An 18638-nucleotide genomic window follows, 5' to 3' on the forward strand; every position below is an offset into this window, starting at 1 on the left:
ACAAACGGTCAGATTTCGGTTAATTATGCAGCCAAGTTGCATGGAATTTCTCGCTCTTCAATTACCTATTGGATGAAAAAATTGCGTTCCTTTGAACAAAATTCTATAATGACAATTGCAAAGATTTAATAATTAATTGTTCAATTTACAAATTCCAAAATTTTATCAGCACCAAAACTCAATAAAAAACCAATAAATGAAACAATTATAAATTTAGATTACAATAATGTCAACGAACATAATTATAACCTACTGTTTTTCAACTTATTTTATGCAAACACTAGTGATATCCTATATTAAAAAAAAGTAATTATGATCCATAAAAAAGGAAAAAGCCATCTTTTGGGATGGCTTTTATATTTAAGTTAAAAAAGAACTGTGAAAGTCTAAGCTAAATCTTATTAGGAATACATTTTTCCTTTAATCTCTTCGACCATTCTTTTATTAAATGTCGGAAGATCTTTTATAGTTTGGCCTGTTACCAAACCTTTGTCAACAACGACTTCCTGGTCTTTCCAAATAGCTCCTGCATTGACTAAATCTCTTTTTGTTGAAAGGTCAGATGTCACTTGTCTGCCTTTTACCACTTCAGCATTAATTAAAATATGTGTTCCCTCTGCAAATGCTGCTACTGGTTTTTTTTCATTGAAAAATCCTTTTACAAAAGTCATCGCATTTTCTTCAGTTCGTAATTTGTCTGGATTTATAGCACATCCAGGTAACACTAATGCATCATAATCTTTTGAAGTTACTTCATTAAGAGTAAAATCCACTGGGTAATCTTTTCCCCAGTCTTTCAAGTTCCAGGATTTTATACTTCCTTTCTTAAGGCTAACGATATGCGCTGTAAATCCTTCTTTTTCCAAATATTCTTTTGGAGATCTCAATTCGCTTTCCTCAAATCCGCTTGTTGCCAATATGGCTACTTTCTTAATCATCACATTGAATTTAAAAGTTAATAATTATTTAATATCATTGTACAATTGACCAGTAAATTTAATCAAAGGAAAAAAATTTCTATGTTAAAGATATAATAAACCTATGTTAAAGAAATAATCAAAGTTATTGCAATTTATTAAACATTCTAGTCTAATAAAATATTTTAAATTTACATATCGTCCATATAGAGTTTAAAATGAAACAACTTCACAAGATTCATTCTCTTGGCATTTGTTTCTTTCTTATCGGATCTATTGTTTGATTTTAAAATAGGTATTTAGTTTGAATTATTGTCATGTAGGTTAATTCACGATAATAAAATATTAACCTAATTTGATAAAGGATGATAATTGACTATCTTTGAGAGATGTAAGTGCAGAACTTTAAATTAGGGTATATGTTGAATTTAAAGATATTACCATGAAAATCTCATTTGAAAAAAAAATATTGTTTGGTTTCGTAATTAATTTATTGTTTGTTTTCATTTCAACACTAGTTTTTGCTTTTCGGTTTAACAGCCAAAGAAGTCTTGCCTCGAATACAATATTAAATTGGCTCGAATTTACTTTATTTGCCTTTTCGTCCATTTTATTAATTGTAGTATACTACATTATACGAAGACAGATGGCTGAAGGAAAAATTTCTGAAAGCCAACTTTCTGAAAACAAAAAACTCTTTCAGGATTTCATTGACGCCAGTCCCAACGGCATCTTTATTAAAAAAATGGATGGAGAATATATCTTAGTCAATAAAAAATACAAATCCTTATTACAAACCACTGATAATGAAATAATAGGAAAAACTGATCATGACTTGCTGCCTCAAGATCTCGCTGATGCTAAAAGAAATTCTGACTATGATGTCGCTAAAGCGCGAAGTGAACTCCAAACCGAGGAAACTATTGAACAAAAGGACGGTATTCACACTTATATTGTAGTCAAATTTCCATTGTTCAATAAAGCCGCAAGGATTTATGCCATTGGTGGGATTTCAACAGAAATAAACGAACGAAAAAAATTAGAAAACTCCTTAATAGCGGGCAACAAATTCTTTGAAATGTCATTGGATATTGTGCTAATTGCCTCGATGGACAAATTTATTAAGGTTAACCCGGCGATGGTTCATACACTTGGTTATTCAGAGGAAGAATTACTAAGCGGAACATTTTTCACTTATATGCTTCCCGAAGACCATGAAATTACAAGCTTGGAAGTAGATAAACTTAAGTCAGGCGTAACAACCATTCAGTTCGAAAATCGATGGATGGCTAAAGACGGATCTGTAAAATGGATTTCATGGTCTGTTTCTCCTGATGTTCCCAACGGATTATTATATGCTGTAGGGCGAAATGTTACTAGTCAAAAAGAAATTGAAAATTCTTTAGAAATCGTCAATAATTTTTTCGAAATAGCATTTGATCCTTTTTTTGTCACTCAAGATATGAAAATCATTAAAATTAACCCTGCCTTTACAAAGATTTTGGGTTACTTTCAAAATGACTTAGAGAAAATATCCCTTTTAGATATTATTCATCCCGATTATACAGAAATAACAAAAGAGAGATTCAACAATCCTGTGAAAGAGGAAATCGGTTTACCAAATCTTATAATTCCTATGCTATCAAAAACTGGTTCATATATATGGGTTGAAGCGAGGTTATCTCCTGACGGTGGCACAGGAATGACCTTTACCGTCTTACACGACATTTCCAAAAGGAAGATGAACGAAGAAAAACTCAATATTATTAATCAAAAATTAATAGACGATGAACAACAAATAAAAAGCATATTTGACAATGCTCCAGATCCCGTTATTGTAATTGATTCTGAAAGTAAAATCATAAAATGGAACCCAAGGTCAGAATTTCTCTTTGGATGGCTTGAAGTTGAAGTTATAGGAAAACCTTTATATGAATTTATAATACCTAAACGTTTTGTAGAATTGCATAAGAAAGGAATAGAAAATTTTTTAATGACAGGTGTCGGCCCAATCATAAATCACACACTTGAGATAGAAGCGGTTAATAAAAAGGGCTTCGAATTTCCAATTGCCCTAAGCGTTTCACCTTTCAAAACGGAAGGAAAAGATTTTTTTATTGGCTTTGTAAGAGATATTACTGAAACAAAAAAAGCAATTGACGATCTGCAAAAAAACGAAGAAAAATTAACACTGATTCTCGAAAACATTGGAGAAGGTGTTATTGTCGCAAATAGTGATAAAAAAGTAATTATGGTAAACGACATGGTTAGTAAATTATATGAAAACGGTGCAGATGAAAAAATAACTCCAAATTTAGCCAGTCATTTTGAACTTTATTTTCCTGATGGAAAAACGGTATTCCCTTCACAAAACCTTCCAATGGAAAGGGCATTAAAAGGAGAAGCAACAGATGACGTTGAGCTTGTTCTTTTGCACTCAATTACAAAGAAAAAAAGAAGAGTCCTAATAAGTGGTAGGCCACTGATGGACGAAAACAACAAAATTGTCGTTGCAGTGGTCACAATAAAAGACATCAGTAAATATAAAGAGTTGGAAGAAGAACTAAAAACAACAGCTCTAAAGTATAAACAATCAATAGGTTTCAAAAAAAATGGATGAATAAAGATTTGCCTATATTTATAAAAATAAATCCTTTTGCTATTATTGGATGAAATAATTTGCATTGATTATGAACATGCCCCAAAAAGTTAGACACTATTTGGGGCATTTTTTATGGATAGAAAAGTTAAGTATGATTATGCATTTAAAGAAGAATGTTAATCTTTTTGATTATCAATTTTGATTTATCAGCCCAACAAATTGTTATACTTAATAAATAGCGTTGCCAGATTGAATTATTCTTCAAATGGTTTTAATAAAATCTGAAAGTAATACCTTTTATGAATCAAACGAAAATACTTTTAGTATACAGTTTATCATCTCAATATTAATTTATTGTTTGATGTAAATCATTTTAATAACAAACCCTAAAACTCTTCTTTAAATTATTAACCATAAATAAAACTTCTATTTGTATATTTGCTTTAGTTAAATTAAAAAAATATGCAACATATTATAGACCGTTTTATAAGCTACGTAACTATCGATACAGAATCGGATGCAAATTCTGACACAACACCAAGTACAAAAAAACAATTGGTTCTTGCCAATCTATTAGTTAAAGAATTAAAAACTATAGGTTTAAGCGACGTTACTATTGATAAAAATGGTTATGTTATGGGAACTTTAGCAAGTAATGTTGACCATGAAGTTCCAACAATTGGTTTTGTTTCTCATTATGATACTTCGCCTGATTTTACAGGAAAAGATGTAAAACCGCAGTTAATAAAAAATTATGACGGAAAAGATATAGTATTAAATAAAGAAAAAAATATTATTCTTTCACCTAAGTATTTCAAAGATTTGTTACTTTATAAAGGTCAAACTCTAATAACTACAAACGGTTTGACTCTTCTTGGAGCAGATGATAAAGCTGGTTTGACCGAAATTGTAACCGCTATGGAATACCTAATGCAGCATCCAGAAATAAAACACGGAAAAATTAGAGTTGGCTTTACTCCAGATGAAGAAATTGGTCGTGGCGCTGATATTTTTGACGTAGAAAAATTTGGAGCACAATGGGCATACACTATGGATGGAAGTCAGATTGGCGAATTAGAATATGAAAATTTTAATGCCGCTGGAGCCAAAATAATTTTTAAAGGTAAAAGTGTTCATCCTGGTTATGCCAAAGGAAAAATGATAAATTCTATGCTTATTGCAAATGATTTTATTAATGAGTTACCAAAGAATGAAATCCCTCAAGAAACCAAAAATTATGAAGGTTTTTATCATGTAACTGGACTTTCTGGAAGTATTGAAGAAACTAAATTAGAATTAATTATTCGTGATCATGATGCAAAATTATTTAAAAAGCGAAAAGAAATTGTACTTTCTATTGCAAAAAAAATCAATAAAAAATTTGCTAAACAATTTGGTGAAGATATTTGTATTGCACAAGTAAAAGATCAATATTACAACATGAAAGAAAAAGTTGAACCAATGATGTTTATTGTTGATTTGGCCGAAAAAGCCATGAAACAATTAGGGATAAAACCCTTGATAAAACCAATTCGTGGCGGAACTGATGGTTCAAGATTATCATATATGGGTTTGCCTTGTCCAAATATTTTTGCTGGTGGACACAATTTTCATGGAAAATATGAATATGTTCCAGTAGAAAGTATGCAAAAAGCAGTAGATGTAATAGTGAAAATTGCTCAATTGACTGCTTCAACAGATTTTTCTAAAAAAAATAAGAAATCAAAAGGTAAGAAGAAAAAGTAATTTTATCTCATGGAAGAAAAGCACATTTGGAATAAAGTAAATCAGTGGGAAGAAGAATTGGAAATTATTAAAACAATTCTTGATAAAACTGAATTAATAGAAACCAAAAAATGGGTTGGAATAATATATACCTACAACAATAAAAACATTATTGGAATTGGTGGTTTTAAGTCTTATTTTGGTGTTTGGTTCATGAATGGTGTTTTTCTAAAAGATAAAGCCAAAGTTCTAATTGCAGCCACAGATACTACTAAAGCATTGAGACAATGGCGCTTTGATTCTAAATTAGAAATCAACGAGAAGTTACTATTAAATTATGTAAAAGAAGCTATAGAAAATGAAATAAATGGTTTAAGTCATAAACCAGAAAAAAAAGAAGTTATACTTTCGGATTTTTTTAATAATGAACTTAAAAATGATGAACATTTAGCGACTGCTTTTAATAAATTTACACCTTTTAAACAAAAAGAATTTTTAGAATATATTGATACTGCCAAGCAAGAAAAAACTAAAATCTCTAGACTAGAAAAAATTAAACCAATGATTATGCAAAAAATTGGTTTGAATGACAAATACCGATGAAAATTTATTTTATAAAACAACATAAGATAAAAATCTTCATGAGTTTACTTTTAGTAAGTTATCTCATTATGTGTCAATCATGCATGACGATGCGAACAAGTGCTTCTAAAACCAAAACATTTTTTCAAGCTTCAAAAATAAATTATATTGACAGTACGATAGTTATTGGAGAACTCAAAATTCATTACATTCAAACTGGTTTAGAAGACAATCCTACCCTATTTTTTGTTCATGGTTCACCTGGAAGTTGGGATAACTTTAAAGAATATCTTAAAGATACTTTATTGCTAAAAAAATATAGAATGGTTGCAATAGATAGGCCAGGTTTTGGATATAGCAATTTTGGAAAATCACAAAATTTATATGAGCAATCAATTGTTATTGAAGAGTTTATAACTAAAATAAATAACAATAAAAACATTTATTTAATTGGTCATTCTTATGGCGGACCAACAATTGTGAAAATGGCAATTGACAAACCAAATGCATATAAACAAATTATTATTCTTGCTGGATCAATTAATCCAGAGGTAGAAAATACTGAAAAATGGAGACCATTTTTCATGACAAAACCATTTAGATATATTGTTCCCGGAGCATTAAAACCTGCAAATGATGAATTATGGTGGCTAAAAAAAGATTTGATAAATATGAAACCAAATCTATATAAAATTACAACCGATGTAATTATTATTCATGGAACCAAAGATGAATTAGTTCCTTATAGTAACGTTGCCTTTATTGAAAAAGAATTCATAAATGCTAAATCTATTGAAGTAATTTCTATAAAAAATGGCAATCATTTTATTCCTTGGGAAAATCATGAAACTATTAGAAACAAACTTTTGAATTTAAAAGAATAAATTATTATTGAATTTAAAATTTAGTTTTCTACAATTTTTTAGTTGCCAGCAAAGAATATACCATCGGAATCTTATTTACAAAATGTTTAATTCTGAATTTTCTTCCCAAACCTTCGGAATCAAATTCTTCTGTTTCATTAAAACAATTGAATGGTGAATAATCAAATTCGTTAAAAGAGTTAATCTCTAAACCGCTTTTTATAAGTGCATTCAAGACTTCTGAAATGGGATGATTCCAAGTAATTGTTTGTGAAGTAATTTCAGAATATCTGTCAGCATAAGTTCCAGATTCATCTTCAACAATTGGTTCAACATTAAAGTAATTATAGAAAACTGTTTTAAAATCATTATCAAACATCCAAACTACTGGATGAAATTCTGCAAAGACAAATTTACCAGTTGGTTTTAAAAAATGTGAAACTACATTTGCCCATTTATTTAAATCTGGAAACCAACCAATTGTTCCATAAGTTGTAAAAACAATATCAAATTTTTCGTCTAGAAACTTTGGTGCATCATAAACATCACAACAAATAAATGTAGCATCAATCTCTAACTTTTTTGCAATTTCTATTGCTCTTTCAATTGCTTTGTCAGACAAATCTATTCCTGTAACTTTTGCTCCAAGCCGCGCTAATGATAATGTGTCTTGACCAAAATGACATTGCAAATGCAAAATTTTCTTTCCTGTTATATCGCCCAATAATTCTAATTCAATAGAATTTAATGTTGATTTTCCATTCATAAAACCTTCCATATCATAAAAATCTGAAGCAATATGAACATCTGTTTTATTGTTCCAAGTTTGTTTATTAATATTTATATAATCGTGATTTTCTTCCATCTTATTTTTCTTAAACTCCAAATTGTCTTAAATGATGATCAACGTGATTAAACATTAGTTTGCTCCAATCTTCATGTGTCATTTTTCCCCAAAAAGGATGATTCATTAATTTAATTGAAGATTCACCTTGAGCAAAACGACTATAATTTTTAATTAATTCATTTTTAGAAGTTTCAAAATCATATTTTTCTTTAAAAATAAATTCCTTTGCGGTTGGGCTATTTTTCTTGAATTCTGAATTAAAAACTTTGTTTTTCATCATTCTTCCGAGAAGTTTAAAAACAAAATTTACTTTAAGTTCATTCTCGCCAAATGCAACAATAACAGCTTCGTTGGTATGTTTAAACATTTGGTCAACAGACATTTTTCCCCATAATGCTTTAGATTCTGGAGTCAATAATTTTATTCTATTTATAATTAAATCATTAGAAGATTTTTCAAAAATTGAATTCATATTTTTTTTTTAGAATTAATCAAATGTACGATTTTAGAAATTATTTGCAATAATATTTTACCTTTGCACAAAATTAATAATAACTAAAAAATGGAAAACGGAATATATGCTAAATTTAATACCTCAAAAGGTTCAATTTTAGTAAAACTTACTCACGATTTAACACCAGGAACGGTTGGAAATTTTGTTGGATTGGCTGAAGGTCAACTAGAAAATTCGGCTAAACCAATGGGAACAAAATATTATGATGGTTTGAAATTTCATAGAGTTATTCCAGATTTTATGATTCAAGGTGGTTGTCCTCAAGGAATTGGATCTGGTGGTCCAGGTTATAGCTTTGAAGATGAGTTTCATCCAACATTAAAACACAATACACCTGGAGTTTTAGCAATGGCTAATTCTGGTCCGGCAAGTAACGGTTCACAGTTTTATATTACTCATGTTCCAACAAACTGGTTAGATAATAAGCACACAGTTTTTGGAAATGTAGTTGAAGGTCAAGACATTGTTGATGCTGTTGCACAAGGTGATGTACTTGAAACTCTAGAAATAATTAGAGTTGGTGATGAAGCCCAAAAATGGAATGCTATTGAAGCTTTTAGAACTTTTGAAGGTTCTAGATTGAAAAAAATTGAAGAAGCTAAAAAACTGGCAGAAGAATCAATGGAAAAACTAGCAGCTGGTTTTGATAAAACAGAAAGTGGTTTGCGTTATAAAATGATTCAAAAAGGAAATGGAAAAAAAGCAGAAAGTGGTAAAACAGTTTCTGTTCATTATGAAGGTTCATTAGAAACTGGAAAAGTATTTGATTCATCATATCCAAGAAAAAAACCAATCGAATTTAAACTTGGTCAAGGTCAAGTTATTGAAGGTTGGGATGAAGGAATTGCTTTATTGCAAGTTGGCGACAAAGCACGCTTTGTAATTCCGTCCTATTTAGGATATGGAGCAAGTGGTGCTGGCGGAGTTATTCCTCCAAATGCTATGTTAGTTTTTGATGTAGAACTAATGGATGTTAAATAGTTAGACAAAAAAATCTAAAATAAATTTTAAAATCTCAATGGTTATACTATTGAGATTTTTTTTTATATTTACTAAATAATAATTTAAAAAAATATGAAAAAATTAATAGCAATTGCATTATTAATGGTGGTTATTTATTCATGTGGAACATCAAAATCAATTACTACACCAACTACTCCAGTTGAAACTAAAACCGTTGCTGTAAAAGAAATTGAAACTATAAATCCAGAAATTATTGGACCAACTGTGTCTTCAGTTTCATCAGTTGAAGAATATATGGATGAACTTGCAGAAGGTAAAAGTTTATTTGAAAGTAAATGTGCAAATTGTCACGATTTGCCAAATCCAAAAGATCATACAGTCGAAAATTGGCATCCAATAATGTTGAGTATGCAAATAAAAGCAGAGATTTCTGACCAAGAAAGAATAAAAATTTACAATTATGTAACTAAAAGTTAAATAGAAATATATTTTTTTCTGTTTAACTTAAGATTGTACCTTTCAATCTTCGAATAAAAGCTTACATACAACTTGAAGTTACTATTAAGAAAATTTTAAAAAAATAAGTCCCTAAAAATATTTTTTCTGGGCTTTTTAAAATTTATATTGTAAAACCATCTATTAAAGTGACTCCTTTTTTTATTACAATAATTCCATCTTTTATAGTGTATAAATCTGTGTTGGCATCTTTTAAATGTTTTCCTCCATTGAGTTTTACATCATTACCAATTTTACAGTTTTTATCTACAATTGTGTTATTTATAAAGCAACGCTCTCCAATACCGATATTAGTAATGTTATTATAAATGTTATGACTAATTTCATCTAAATTTTGATAATAATCGTTTCCCATCAAATAGGAATTTGTAATAATTGAATCTCTATTGATTCTTGTTCGAATACCTATTACAGAATGTTCAATTTTAGTTCTGTTGATGATGCAACCTTCAGCAATAATTGATTTGTCAACGGTTGTTCCACCAGTGATTTTTGATGGTGGTAAAACCCTAGCACGAGTATAAATTTTACCTGAATTGTCAAATAAATTAAATTTTGGAATGTCATCTGTCAAACCTAAATTGGCTTCAAAAAAGGAATCAATATTTCCTATATCTGTCCAATAACCTTCATATTGATAACTTAATATTTTGCTTTTTCCAATTGCTTGCGGAATAATTTCTTTACCAAAATCTTTCGTTTCTTGGTTAGACATCAATTCAATTAACAGTTTTCTGTTAAAAATATAAATTCCCATTGATGCTAAATAATGTTTTCCTTCAGCTTTTGATTCTTCACTTACTTCAGAAGTCCATTCGGGTAACAAACTTATATCTGGTTTTTCAATAAATGAAGTTATAAAATTATCTGAATCGGTTTTCAAAATTCCAAATTCAGTAGCTTCATTAGCTTTGACTGGTAAAGTTGCAATCGAAATGTCGGCACCACTTTCATGATGTTCTTTTATCATTTCGTTAAAATTCATTTGATACAATTGATCACCTGATAAAATTAAAGCATACTCAAATTCGTGTTTCAAAAAGTGATTCATACATTGTCGCACTGCATCGGCTGTTCCTTGAAACCATGTTGTATTATCTGGCGTTTGTTCAGCAGCTAAAATATCAACAAATGCAGTACTGAAATGACTAAAATGATATGTATTTTTAATATGTTGATTTAATGAAGCAGAATTAAATTGAGTTAAAACAAACATTCTTTTGATGTCAGAATTTATGCAATTGGAAATAGGAATATCAACCAAACGATATTTTCCTGCAATTGGTACTGCTGGTTTTGAACGACTTGCTGTTAGTGGAAATAATCTTGAACCTTTTCCGCCACCCAAAATAATGGCTAATGTACTTATATTCATCTTTTATGTCTTTGCGAGGAAAGTGGCAATCTCATCCTCTTTGTTAGTTTATGCTTTTTCTCTTTCGAATTTTGAAATCACTTCTTGGTAATAATTATAAGTAGTTTTAGCAATTGATTCCCAACTAAAATTTTCTAAAACTCTTTTTCTTCCTGCTTTTCCCATTGAATTTGCTAAAGCTTCATCATTTAATAATAAATTAATTTTAGAGGCAAAATTCTTTTGAAATTCTTCAGGATTTTTAGGATTAAAATCGGTTCTTGAAACACTTTCTAACGGAATTAAAAAACCTGTTTCACCTTCAGTAATAATTTCTGGAATTCCACCAACGGCACTTCCTACAACAGGAGTTTCACATGACAATGATTCAAGATTTATTATCCCGAAAGGTTCATATAACGATGGACAAGCAAAAACTCTTGCATGACTATAAAGCACTTTTACTTTCTCTCTCGGAAGCATTTCAGAAATTAATATAATTCCGTCTCGGTGCGATTTTAATTCTTGTATTAAATTTTCAGTTTCTTTGGCAATTTCTTCAGTATCTGGAGCTCCAGCACAAAGTACGATTTGACAATTTTTATTGAAATATTTTGCTGCCGAAATCAATTGCGAAATACCTTTTTGACGTGTAATTCTTCCTACAAAAAGTACAAATGGAATTTCTGGATTTATTGCATATTCTAATAACAAATTGTTGTCAAATGTTGGTTTATAAAATTCAGGATCAATGCCGTTGTGTATTACAGTTACTTTATCAGGATTGATTCCGTAAGCTTCTACAACATCGGTTTTCATTTGTTGACTTACAGCAATTACGCCATCGGCTGTGTTGTAAGCATGATTTTCAATCCATCGAGAAAGAAAATAACCATTACCTAATTGTTCAACTTTCCAAGGTCGATGGATTTCTAAACTGTGTGTTGTCAAAATTAAAGGAACTTGCAACAATTCTCTTGAAAAAATTCCTGCCAAATGCGTGTACCAAGTGTGACAATGAATAATATCTGCTTGTAAAGTATGATGGGACATTTCAACATTTTTACTCAAATTATGAAACATTTTTATATGCGAATTTGATTCATCATCCATTTGGGTTAACGATGAATTAATTCCAATGATGTTCATAGTTTCTTTTTTTTCCAATTGATTTCCGAAACATCGAACTTCAACTTGTGCGAGTTTAGACAATTGGTTACTTAAAAAATCTATATGTACACCAGCGCCACCATAAATATTGGGAGGAAATTCATTTGAAAAAAGTGCTATTTTCATATAGGTTTTTTGTCAAAAATTATGAATTATAAAATTAAGGAATTAATTTAATCATTTCACTTTTTAACTTATATAAAAACTATACAATTTGTATTTTTGTAAATAAATATGATTTTATGGAACCAATTATGTGGAATGATTTTGAAAAAATAGAAATGCGAGTAGGAACAATTTTAGAAGCAAATGATTTTCCAGAAGCTATAAAGCCAGCTTATCAACTAAGTATAGATTTTGGAAATGAAATTGGTATTAAAAAATCGTCAGCACAAATTACTAAACAATATTCTAAAGAAGATTTAATTGGAAAACAAATTATTGCAGTTATTAATTTTCCAAAGAAACAAATTGGAAAATTTTTTAGCGAATGTTTAGTGCTTGGCTCAGTAAACAATGAAAATATTGTATTACTTACTTCTGATTTGAAAGTTGAAAATGGTTTGAGAATTGGCTAAGCTCTTTTTTTTCGTTTAAAAAACATAAATATATTAAAAATAGATAAACAAATAAATAAAACTGGTATAATAAAGAACTTTTTTCGTTCATCAAAGGAGTTTTCAATATTAATTTCTTTGTAATTTATGTAAATAATATACAGCCAAAATACAATACAAATAAGATTAAATTGAACGGCATATTTATTAAGAAATAGTAGTATTTTTTTCATAATTTATATAATTAAAAAAGTCCAAAAAATATATTTTTTTTTGGACTTTTCTTATTTTTAAATATCATCAAAGTCAATATCTGTAAAACTCTTTTCAACTCTTGGAGTTTCATGTTCAGATTCTAAAGCATATTCTTTTTTAAAATCTTTTTGGTGTCTTTCAGATATTACTTCTTCTCCTTTATTGTTTAATACAAATGATGTCATTTCGTCTAAAATTTCTTTAAAAGCGGTAAAATCTTCTTTGTATAAATAAATTTTGTGCTTTTTAAAATGAAACGAACCATCTTCTTCGGTAAATTTTTTACTTTCGGTAATGGTAATGTAGTAATCGTCTGCTTTAGTAGCTCTTACATCAAAAAAATAAGTTCTTCGTCCTGCTCTTAGTACTTTAGAAAAAATTTCGTCTTTTTCTAACATATCATTTTCTCTCATATTCTTTTTCTCAATTAGTAGTTTTTCTTCTACCAAAAATCATAAAAAAAAACTTACGATGCAACAATTATTCTACTTCTTTTTCAGAAAGTTGTTTAAAATATAACTCTTTATAATATCCTTCTTGGTTTACTAATTGATTATGAGTTGCTTGTTGAATAATTTTTCCGTCTTCGAGAATAATAATTTTGTCTGCGTTTTTTGCCGATGAAACTCTATGACTTACAATTATTGTAGTTTTATCTTTAGAGATTTCTAATAAATTATTCAAAATTTGTTCTTCGGTTTCAGTATCAACTGCAGACAAACAATCGTCTAAAAGTAAGATTTTAGGATTTTTTATTATTGCTCTTGCAATTGATACACGCTGTTTTTGTCCACCAGAAAGTGTAATTCCTCGTTCACCTAAAATGGTTTCGTATTGCTGATTGAAATTTATAATATTATCATGAACAACTGCTTTTTTAGCAGCATCATAAACTTCATCATCAGTTGCGGTTTCTTTACCAAATTTAATGTTATTTTTTATAGAATCTGAAAATAAAAATGCATCTTGAGGAACGATACCAATACTTTTTCGCAGATCAAATAAATTTACTTCATCAATTGGTTTTCCATCTATAAAAATTGCTCCTTCTTTTATATCATGTATTCGTGTTAATAACGTAATAATTGTTGATTTTCCTGAACCAGTTTTTCCTAAAATGGCCAAAGTTTCGCCTTTATTTACTTTAAAGGAAACATTTTTTAATGCTTCAATATTTGTATCATCAAAAGTGAAACTCACGTTTTTAAATTCAATTTCACCATTAATTATTGAGTTTTCAGAAGTATTGTTTTTTATTTCTGGCTCAATTTTCAAGAATTCATTTATACGTTTTTGTGATGCTTCGGCTTCTTGAACCAATGATGAAACCCAACCAATTGTAGCAACTGGCCATGTAAGCATGTTTACATATAAAATAAATTCGGCAATTGTTCCAATACTTTTTATAGAGCCATCGATATACATCATTCCTCCAAAATAGATTACAACTAAGTTACTAACACCAATTAGTGTTATCATTAATGGACCAAAAAATGATTGAACATTGGCCAAACTCATACTTTTAGTTTTGCTTTCTTGAGCAAGGTTTATTATATTTTGTTGATGTTGTTCTTCTAATCCGTATGCTTTTATTACTCTAATTCCAGAAAAAACTTCTTGAGTATAACTAGATATTTTAGATAGATATTGTTGAAAAATTGTACTTCGTTTATTAATTATCACACTAATCTTAAAAATAATAAAAGATAAAAATGGCAATGGTAATAGGGTATAAAATGTTAATTTAGGCGAAACATTGTACATATATATAATAACAATTGCAAAAGTAATTAGTGTGTTAATTGTATACATCACAGCTGGACCAACATACATTCTTACTTTTCCAACATCTTCACTAATTCTATTCATCAAATCGCCAGTTCTATTTTTTTTATAAAAATTTTGATCAAGAACTTCATAATGTTTAAAAACTTCATTTTTTAAGTCAAATTCAATATGTCGCGACATTACAATTAATGTTTGACGCATCAAGAAGGTTAAAACACCAGCAATAAGTGCGGTTCCAATAATCAATAAAACATTATTTATTATTTCAGCTTTGTATAAATCTGATACAGTGGAAGATGCTTTTTTAAGATCAGATAATTTATCATGATTCTCAATAGCTTCAAATGATTTTCTAATTAGTTTTGGAGTAAAAAGTCGGAAAATTTGTGCAACTATTGTAATTAAAATACCAAGCAAAAAGCTGTATTTATATTTGATAAAATATTTATTTAAATATTGTAATTCCTTCATGTAAATTATAAAATTCTCTGTAGTATTAGTTCTACATGTGTTAATTTGCTAATAATAATGCAATTTCTATATATTCACTTAAACTTAATTTTATTAACAATATGCTAATTTAAATTAAAATAAGCGAATTATTTTGAATAATAAGTTAAATTTGCTCTGACTAACTGATAAAGTCGCAACTCAAATAGCATAACTATGACATCCGAAATAACAACTCCAAAAGAACTTTTAAAAATGGATCCAGTCTTTGGTCAATTATCATTTGATAACCATGAACAAATTGTTTTTTGCAACGACAAAGATACTGGATTAAAAGCAATAATAGGTATCCATAATTCGGTTTTAGGTCCAGCATTAGGCGGAACAAGAATGTGGAATTATGCTAATGAATGGGAAGCATTAAATGATGTTTTACGTTTATCTAGAGGAATGACCTATAAATCTGCCATAACAGGATTAAATCTTGGTGGCGGAAAAGCTGTAATTATTGGAGATGCAAAAACCCAAAAAACGCCAGAGATGATGCGTAAATTTGGAGAATTTGTAAATTCATTATCAGGAAGATATATTACTGCCGAAGATGTTGGGATGGTAACTGCAGATATGGACACAGTTCGTGATGTAACACCATATGTAACTGGAATTTCAGAATCTCGTGGTGGTTCGGGCAATCCTTCACCAGTAACTGCTTTTGGAGTTTATATGGGAATGAAAGCTGCAGCAAAATATCAATTTGGTTCAAATAAACTAGACGGAAAAAAAATACTTGTTCAAGGAATTGGTCATGTTGGAGAAACTCTTGTTGAATATTTAACTAAAGAAGGTGCTTTGGTACAAATTGCAGATATCAACCAAGCAAAAATGGAAGAAGTGAGTAAAAAATATGGAGTTTCAATTTTTTCTGGAGAAGATTTATATGCTGCTGATGTAGATATTTATTCACCGTGTGCTCTTGGAGCTACAATAAATGACGATACCGTTTATAAAATAAATGCAAAAGTTATTGCTGGAGCAGCAAATAATCAGCTTGCAAATGAAAATATTCATGGTCCAATTCTAGAAGAAAGAGGTATACTTTATGCACCAGATTTTTTAATTAATGCTGGTGGTATAATAAATGTTTATGCAGAAATTGCACATTATGACAAAGCAGAATCTATGCGAAGAACCGAAAATATTTATAATACTACATTAGAAATTTTCGATTATGCTAAAGCAAATAATTTAACACCACAAAAAGCTGCAATGGCATTGGCCGAGATTAGAATTGAAAAAAGAAAAAAAGAAAACGCTAAATAAGTAAAGTGTTTTATAAAAAATAGTTTTATTTTTGCAGAGCGAAAGAGCAACAACTTTCGCTTTGTTTATTTTATCCAAAATATTAAAAGTTCTTATCCGTGCTAAACAGAAGACATATTCGAGTAAAAGTGATGCAAACTATCTATGCGATGCATCAAAGTGGTTCAGATAATCTTGAAAAACAAGAAAAATTTCTATTATATAGTTTAGAGAGTATCTTAGATTTATATTTGATTATGTTATCTACTTTAACAGAAATTCGAAAAAAAGAAATTGAATATATTGAATTAGCACGAAAAAAACACCTTTCAACATCTGAAGAACGCAATCCAAATTTAAGATTTATTAATAATCCTGTTTTATTAGCATTAGAAGAAAACAATTCGCTGAGTATAGCTTTAGAAAAAAGAAAAATCAGTAATTGGCAATCTAATGATGATACAATTTTGTTACTGCTTCAAGATATAAAACAAAGTGAATGTTATGAGAATTATATGACTAAAGTAGAGGTTAATTATAATGATGAACGTTATTTTATTGCCGATTTATTTATGGATGTTATTGCTCCAAATGAAAAACTTTATTCTTATCTTGAAGATTATAAATTGACATGGGTTGATGATATTCCGGTAGTAAATACTCAAATATTAAAACAATTAAAACAGTTTTCACAAGAAAGTGACTTCAAGATTTCAGAATTATACAAAGATGATGAGGACAAAGATTTTGCTATTACATTATTTAGAAAAACTGTTTTAAATGAAGATAATTTAACCAAAGAATTTGCCGATAAAACTATAAATTGGGATATCGATAGAATTGCAGAAGTTGATACAATTATATTAAAAATGGCAATTTGCGAATTTTTAAATTTTCCATCAATACCATTTAAAGTAACAATTAACGAATATTTAGAACTTGCAAAAGAATATTCTACGCCAAAAAGCAGTAATTTTATCAACGGAATTTTAGATAATTTAGTAAAAGATTTTCAAGCCAAAAACAAGGTTAATAAAGTTGGTAGAGGTTTAATGTAAAATAATAAAAATGAAAAATATTTTAATTTTTGCTTTCGCAATTATTTTATTCACTTCTTGTGAAAAAGAAAAAAAGTTTGTTGTGCCAAAAACATCTTTAGATTTACCTAAACAAGAAATGCCAGGTGTTGCTCCAGAAAACAGACCAAAACAAAAGTTAACAGTAATAACTTTTGAGAAAACAGAACATGATTTTGGCATCATAAAAGCTGGTAACGAAGTTAAATATTCTTTTAAATTTGAAAACACAGGAAAAAATGATTTAATTATTTCTAAAGCATTTGGTTCATGTGGATGTACAGTACCTGAGTTTCCAAAAGAACCAATAAAACCTGGTGAAGAAGGTAAGATAAAAGTTTCTTTTAACTCTAAAAACAAATTTGGAGAACAGAGCAAAACCATTTATGTATATGCTAATACAGAACGAGGTGTAGAAAACTTAAAAATTAAAGCATTAATTCCAGGAGGAAAAACCAGAAAAAAATCTCCTATAACAAACTCAATTAAAAAATAAATTATGGAAAATTACACATTCCCTTTACAACTTATTGCTCTTTTTGGAGTATTATATTTTTTTATGATTCGCCCACAACAAAACAGAGCTAAAAAAGAAAAAGAATTTGAAACTAATTTAAAAGTTGGCGATAAAATAATAACAAAAAGTGGTCTTCACGGAAAAGTATCTGAAATGGCAGAAACTACTGTTGTTATAGAAACTATGTCTGGAAAATTAAAAATGGAAAAATCTGCAATTTCATTAGAAATGAGTGCAGCTCTTAATAAGAAAGTATAATTTTTTATCAAAATATTTAGTCAATAATATTTTGATAATTACATTTAAGTGTTTTAAAATCTGGAGTTTATAAAAAGTTTATAGAAAATATTTTCAATAAACTTTTTTTCTTTCCATAAAAAATGCCCCAAATAGTGTCTAACTTTTTGGGGCATGTTCAGTTCTAGGGTTTAAACAATTGTATATTTTATAATCTACATTTTAGTAATAATAAATTCAGATCTTCTATTAAGTTGGTGTTGTTCTTCAGTGCAACTTGATGCGTTTGTTGGCTCACAACCACAGCCGTTTACTAGCTGTGATTCACCATATCCTTTGGCTGTTAGTCTTGATTTATCAATTCCTTTAGCGATTAACCATGCCATAGTTGATTTGGCTCTTCTGT

The 18638-nt window shown here is 29.0% G+C and carries 19 protein-coding genes; 11 read left to right on the forward strand and 8 right to left on the reverse strand.

From position 1 onward, the window contains the following. Positions 1-401: 401 nt before the first annotated feature. Complete coding sequence (locus ACH2BO_RS06820) at positions 402-938, reverse strand: type 1 glutamine amidotransferase domain-containing protein (RefSeq protein ID WP_395044003.1); 537 nt, start codon at positions 936-938, stop codon at positions 402-404. 625 nt (positions 939-1563) lie between these two features. Between ACH2BO_RS06820 and ACH2BO_RS06825 the strand changes: the two genes are divergently transcribed. The 4 genes from ACH2BO_RS06825 (at position 1564) to ACH2BO_RS06840 (ending at position 6710) form a co-directional block, all read left to right on the forward strand. Continuing rightward, the gene (locus ACH2BO_RS06825) at positions 1564-3537 is read left to right on the forward strand and encodes a PAS domain-containing protein (protein WP_395044004.1); all 1974 of its coding nucleotides are present in this window, start codon (positions 1564-1566) and stop codon (positions 3535-3537) included. Positions 3538-3981: 444 nt separating this feature from the next. Further along, a complete protein-coding gene (gene pepT / locus ACH2BO_RS06830) occupies positions 3982-5265 on the forward strand; it encodes a peptidase T (RefSeq protein WP_395044005.1) in 1284 nt (427 codons plus the stop codon). Positions 5266-5274: 9 nt separating this feature from the next. After that, positions 5275-5847, forward strand: a complete 573-nt coding sequence (locus ACH2BO_RS06835; protein WP_395044006.1) for a YdeI family protein — start codon at positions 5275-5277, stop codon at positions 5845-5847. Positions 5848-5885: 38 nt separating this feature from the next. Beyond that, complete coding sequence (locus tag ACH2BO_RS06840) at positions 5886-6710, forward strand: alpha/beta fold hydrolase (RefSeq protein ID WP_395044007.1); 825 nt, start codon at positions 5886-5888, stop codon at positions 6708-6710. 28 nt (positions 6711-6738) lie between these two features. On the opposite strand, the gene ACH2BO_RS06845 is transcribed toward ACH2BO_RS06840, so the two are convergent. Together ACH2BO_RS06845 and ACH2BO_RS06850 are read right to left on the reverse strand one after the other, a co-directional pair. After that, the gene (locus ACH2BO_RS06845; RefSeq protein WP_395044008.1) at positions 6739-7554 is read right to left on the reverse strand and encodes a class I SAM-dependent methyltransferase; all 816 of its coding nucleotides are present in this window, start codon (positions 7552-7554) and stop codon (positions 6739-6741) included. A gap of 10 nt (positions 7555-7564) precedes the next feature. Continuing rightward, the gene (locus tag ACH2BO_RS06850; protein ID WP_395044009.1) at positions 7565-8008 is read right to left on the reverse strand and encodes a DUF1569 domain-containing protein; all 444 of its coding nucleotides are present in this window, start codon (positions 8006-8008) and stop codon (positions 7565-7567) included. 90 nt (positions 8009-8098) lie between these two features. Here ACH2BO_RS06850 and ACH2BO_RS06855 point away from each other — a divergent pair, with 90 nt between their 5' ends. Together ACH2BO_RS06855 and ACH2BO_RS06860 are read left to right on the forward strand one after the other, a co-directional pair. Further along, positions 8099-9031, forward strand: coding sequence for a peptidylprolyl isomerase (locus ACH2BO_RS06855; RefSeq protein WP_395044010.1), 933 nt, complete (start codon positions 8099-8101; stop codon positions 9029-9031). 93 nt (positions 9032-9124) lie between these two features. After that, positions 9125-9490: a hypothetical protein gene (locus ACH2BO_RS06860; RefSeq protein ID WP_395044011.1), complete on the forward strand. Its 366-nt coding sequence runs from the start codon at positions 9125-9127 to the stop codon at positions 9488-9490. Positions 9491-9632: 142 nt separating this feature from the next. Here the strand turns inward: ACH2BO_RS06860 and ACH2BO_RS06865 are convergent, their stop codons facing one another. Together ACH2BO_RS06865 and glgA are read right to left on the reverse strand one after the other, a co-directional pair. Continuing rightward, positions 9633-10904, reverse strand: a complete 1272-nt coding sequence (locus ACH2BO_RS06865; RefSeq protein WP_395044012.1) for a glucose-1-phosphate adenylyltransferase — start codon at positions 10902-10904, stop codon at positions 9633-9635. A 48-nt stretch (positions 10905-10952) separates the two neighbouring features. Then, positions 10953-12179 (reverse strand): glycogen synthase, encoded by a 1227-nt coding sequence (gene glgA / locus ACH2BO_RS06870; protein ID WP_395044013.1) that lies wholly within the window; start codon positions 12177-12179, stop codon positions 10953-10955. A gap of 116 nt (positions 12180-12295) precedes the next feature. On the opposite strand from glgA, the gene ACH2BO_RS06875 reads away from it, so the two are divergent. Further along, positions 12296-12631, forward strand: a complete 336-nt coding sequence (locus ACH2BO_RS06875) for a tRNA-binding protein (RefSeq protein ID WP_395044014.1) — start codon at positions 12296-12298, stop codon at positions 12629-12631. A gap of 269 nt (positions 12632-12900) precedes the next feature. On the opposite strand, the gene ACH2BO_RS06880 is transcribed toward ACH2BO_RS06875, so the two are convergent. Both ACH2BO_RS06880 and ACH2BO_RS06885 read right to left on the reverse strand, forming a co-directional pair. Then, positions 12901-13278, reverse strand: coding sequence for a PUR family DNA/RNA-binding protein (locus ACH2BO_RS06880; protein ID WP_395044015.1), 378 nt, complete (start codon positions 13276-13278; stop codon positions 12901-12903). 67 nt (positions 13279-13345) lie between these two features. After that, a complete protein-coding gene (locus tag ACH2BO_RS06885) occupies positions 13346-15124 on the reverse strand; it encodes an ABC transporter ATP-binding protein (RefSeq protein WP_395044016.1) in 1779 nt (592 codons plus the stop codon). A 195-nt stretch (positions 15125-15319) separates the two neighbouring features. Here ACH2BO_RS06885 and ACH2BO_RS06890 point away from each other — a divergent pair, with 195 nt between their 5' ends. From ACH2BO_RS06890 to yajC, 4 genes are all read left to right on the forward strand, one after another. Beyond that, a complete protein-coding gene (locus ACH2BO_RS06890; RefSeq protein ID WP_395044017.1) occupies positions 15320-16423 on the forward strand; it encodes a Glu/Leu/Phe/Val dehydrogenase in 1104 nt (367 codons plus the stop codon). 131 nt (positions 16424-16554) lie between these two features. Beyond that, positions 16555-17460 carry a transcription antitermination factor NusB gene (gene nusB / locus ACH2BO_RS06895; RefSeq protein ID WP_395044018.1) on the forward strand — a complete coding sequence of 302 codons (906 nt, stop codon included), beginning with the start codon at positions 16555-16557 and terminating at the stop codon, positions 17458-17460. 10 nt (positions 17461-17470) lie between these two features. Next, positions 17471-17974 carry a DUF1573 domain-containing protein gene (locus ACH2BO_RS06900; RefSeq protein WP_395044019.1) on the forward strand — a complete coding sequence of 168 codons (504 nt, stop codon included), beginning with the start codon at positions 17471-17473 and terminating at the stop codon, positions 17972-17974. A gap of 3 nt (positions 17975-17977) precedes the next feature. After that, positions 17978-18253, forward strand: coding sequence for a preprotein translocase subunit YajC (gene yajC, locus ACH2BO_RS06905; RefSeq protein ID WP_395044020.1), 276 nt, complete (start codon positions 17978-17980; stop codon positions 18251-18253). A 194-nt stretch (positions 18254-18447) separates the two neighbouring features. Here the strand turns inward: yajC and ACH2BO_RS06910 are convergent. Further along, a partial coding sequence (locus ACH2BO_RS06910) for an OmpA family protein (protein WP_395044021.1) occupies positions 18448-18638 on the reverse strand: 191 nt, incomplete at its 5' end.

It is taken from the genome of Flavobacterium sp., assembly GCF_043773265.1.
In the GTDB taxonomy this organism is placed as follows: domain Bacteria; phylum Bacteroidota; class Bacteroidia; order Flavobacteriales; family Flavobacteriaceae; genus Flavobacterium.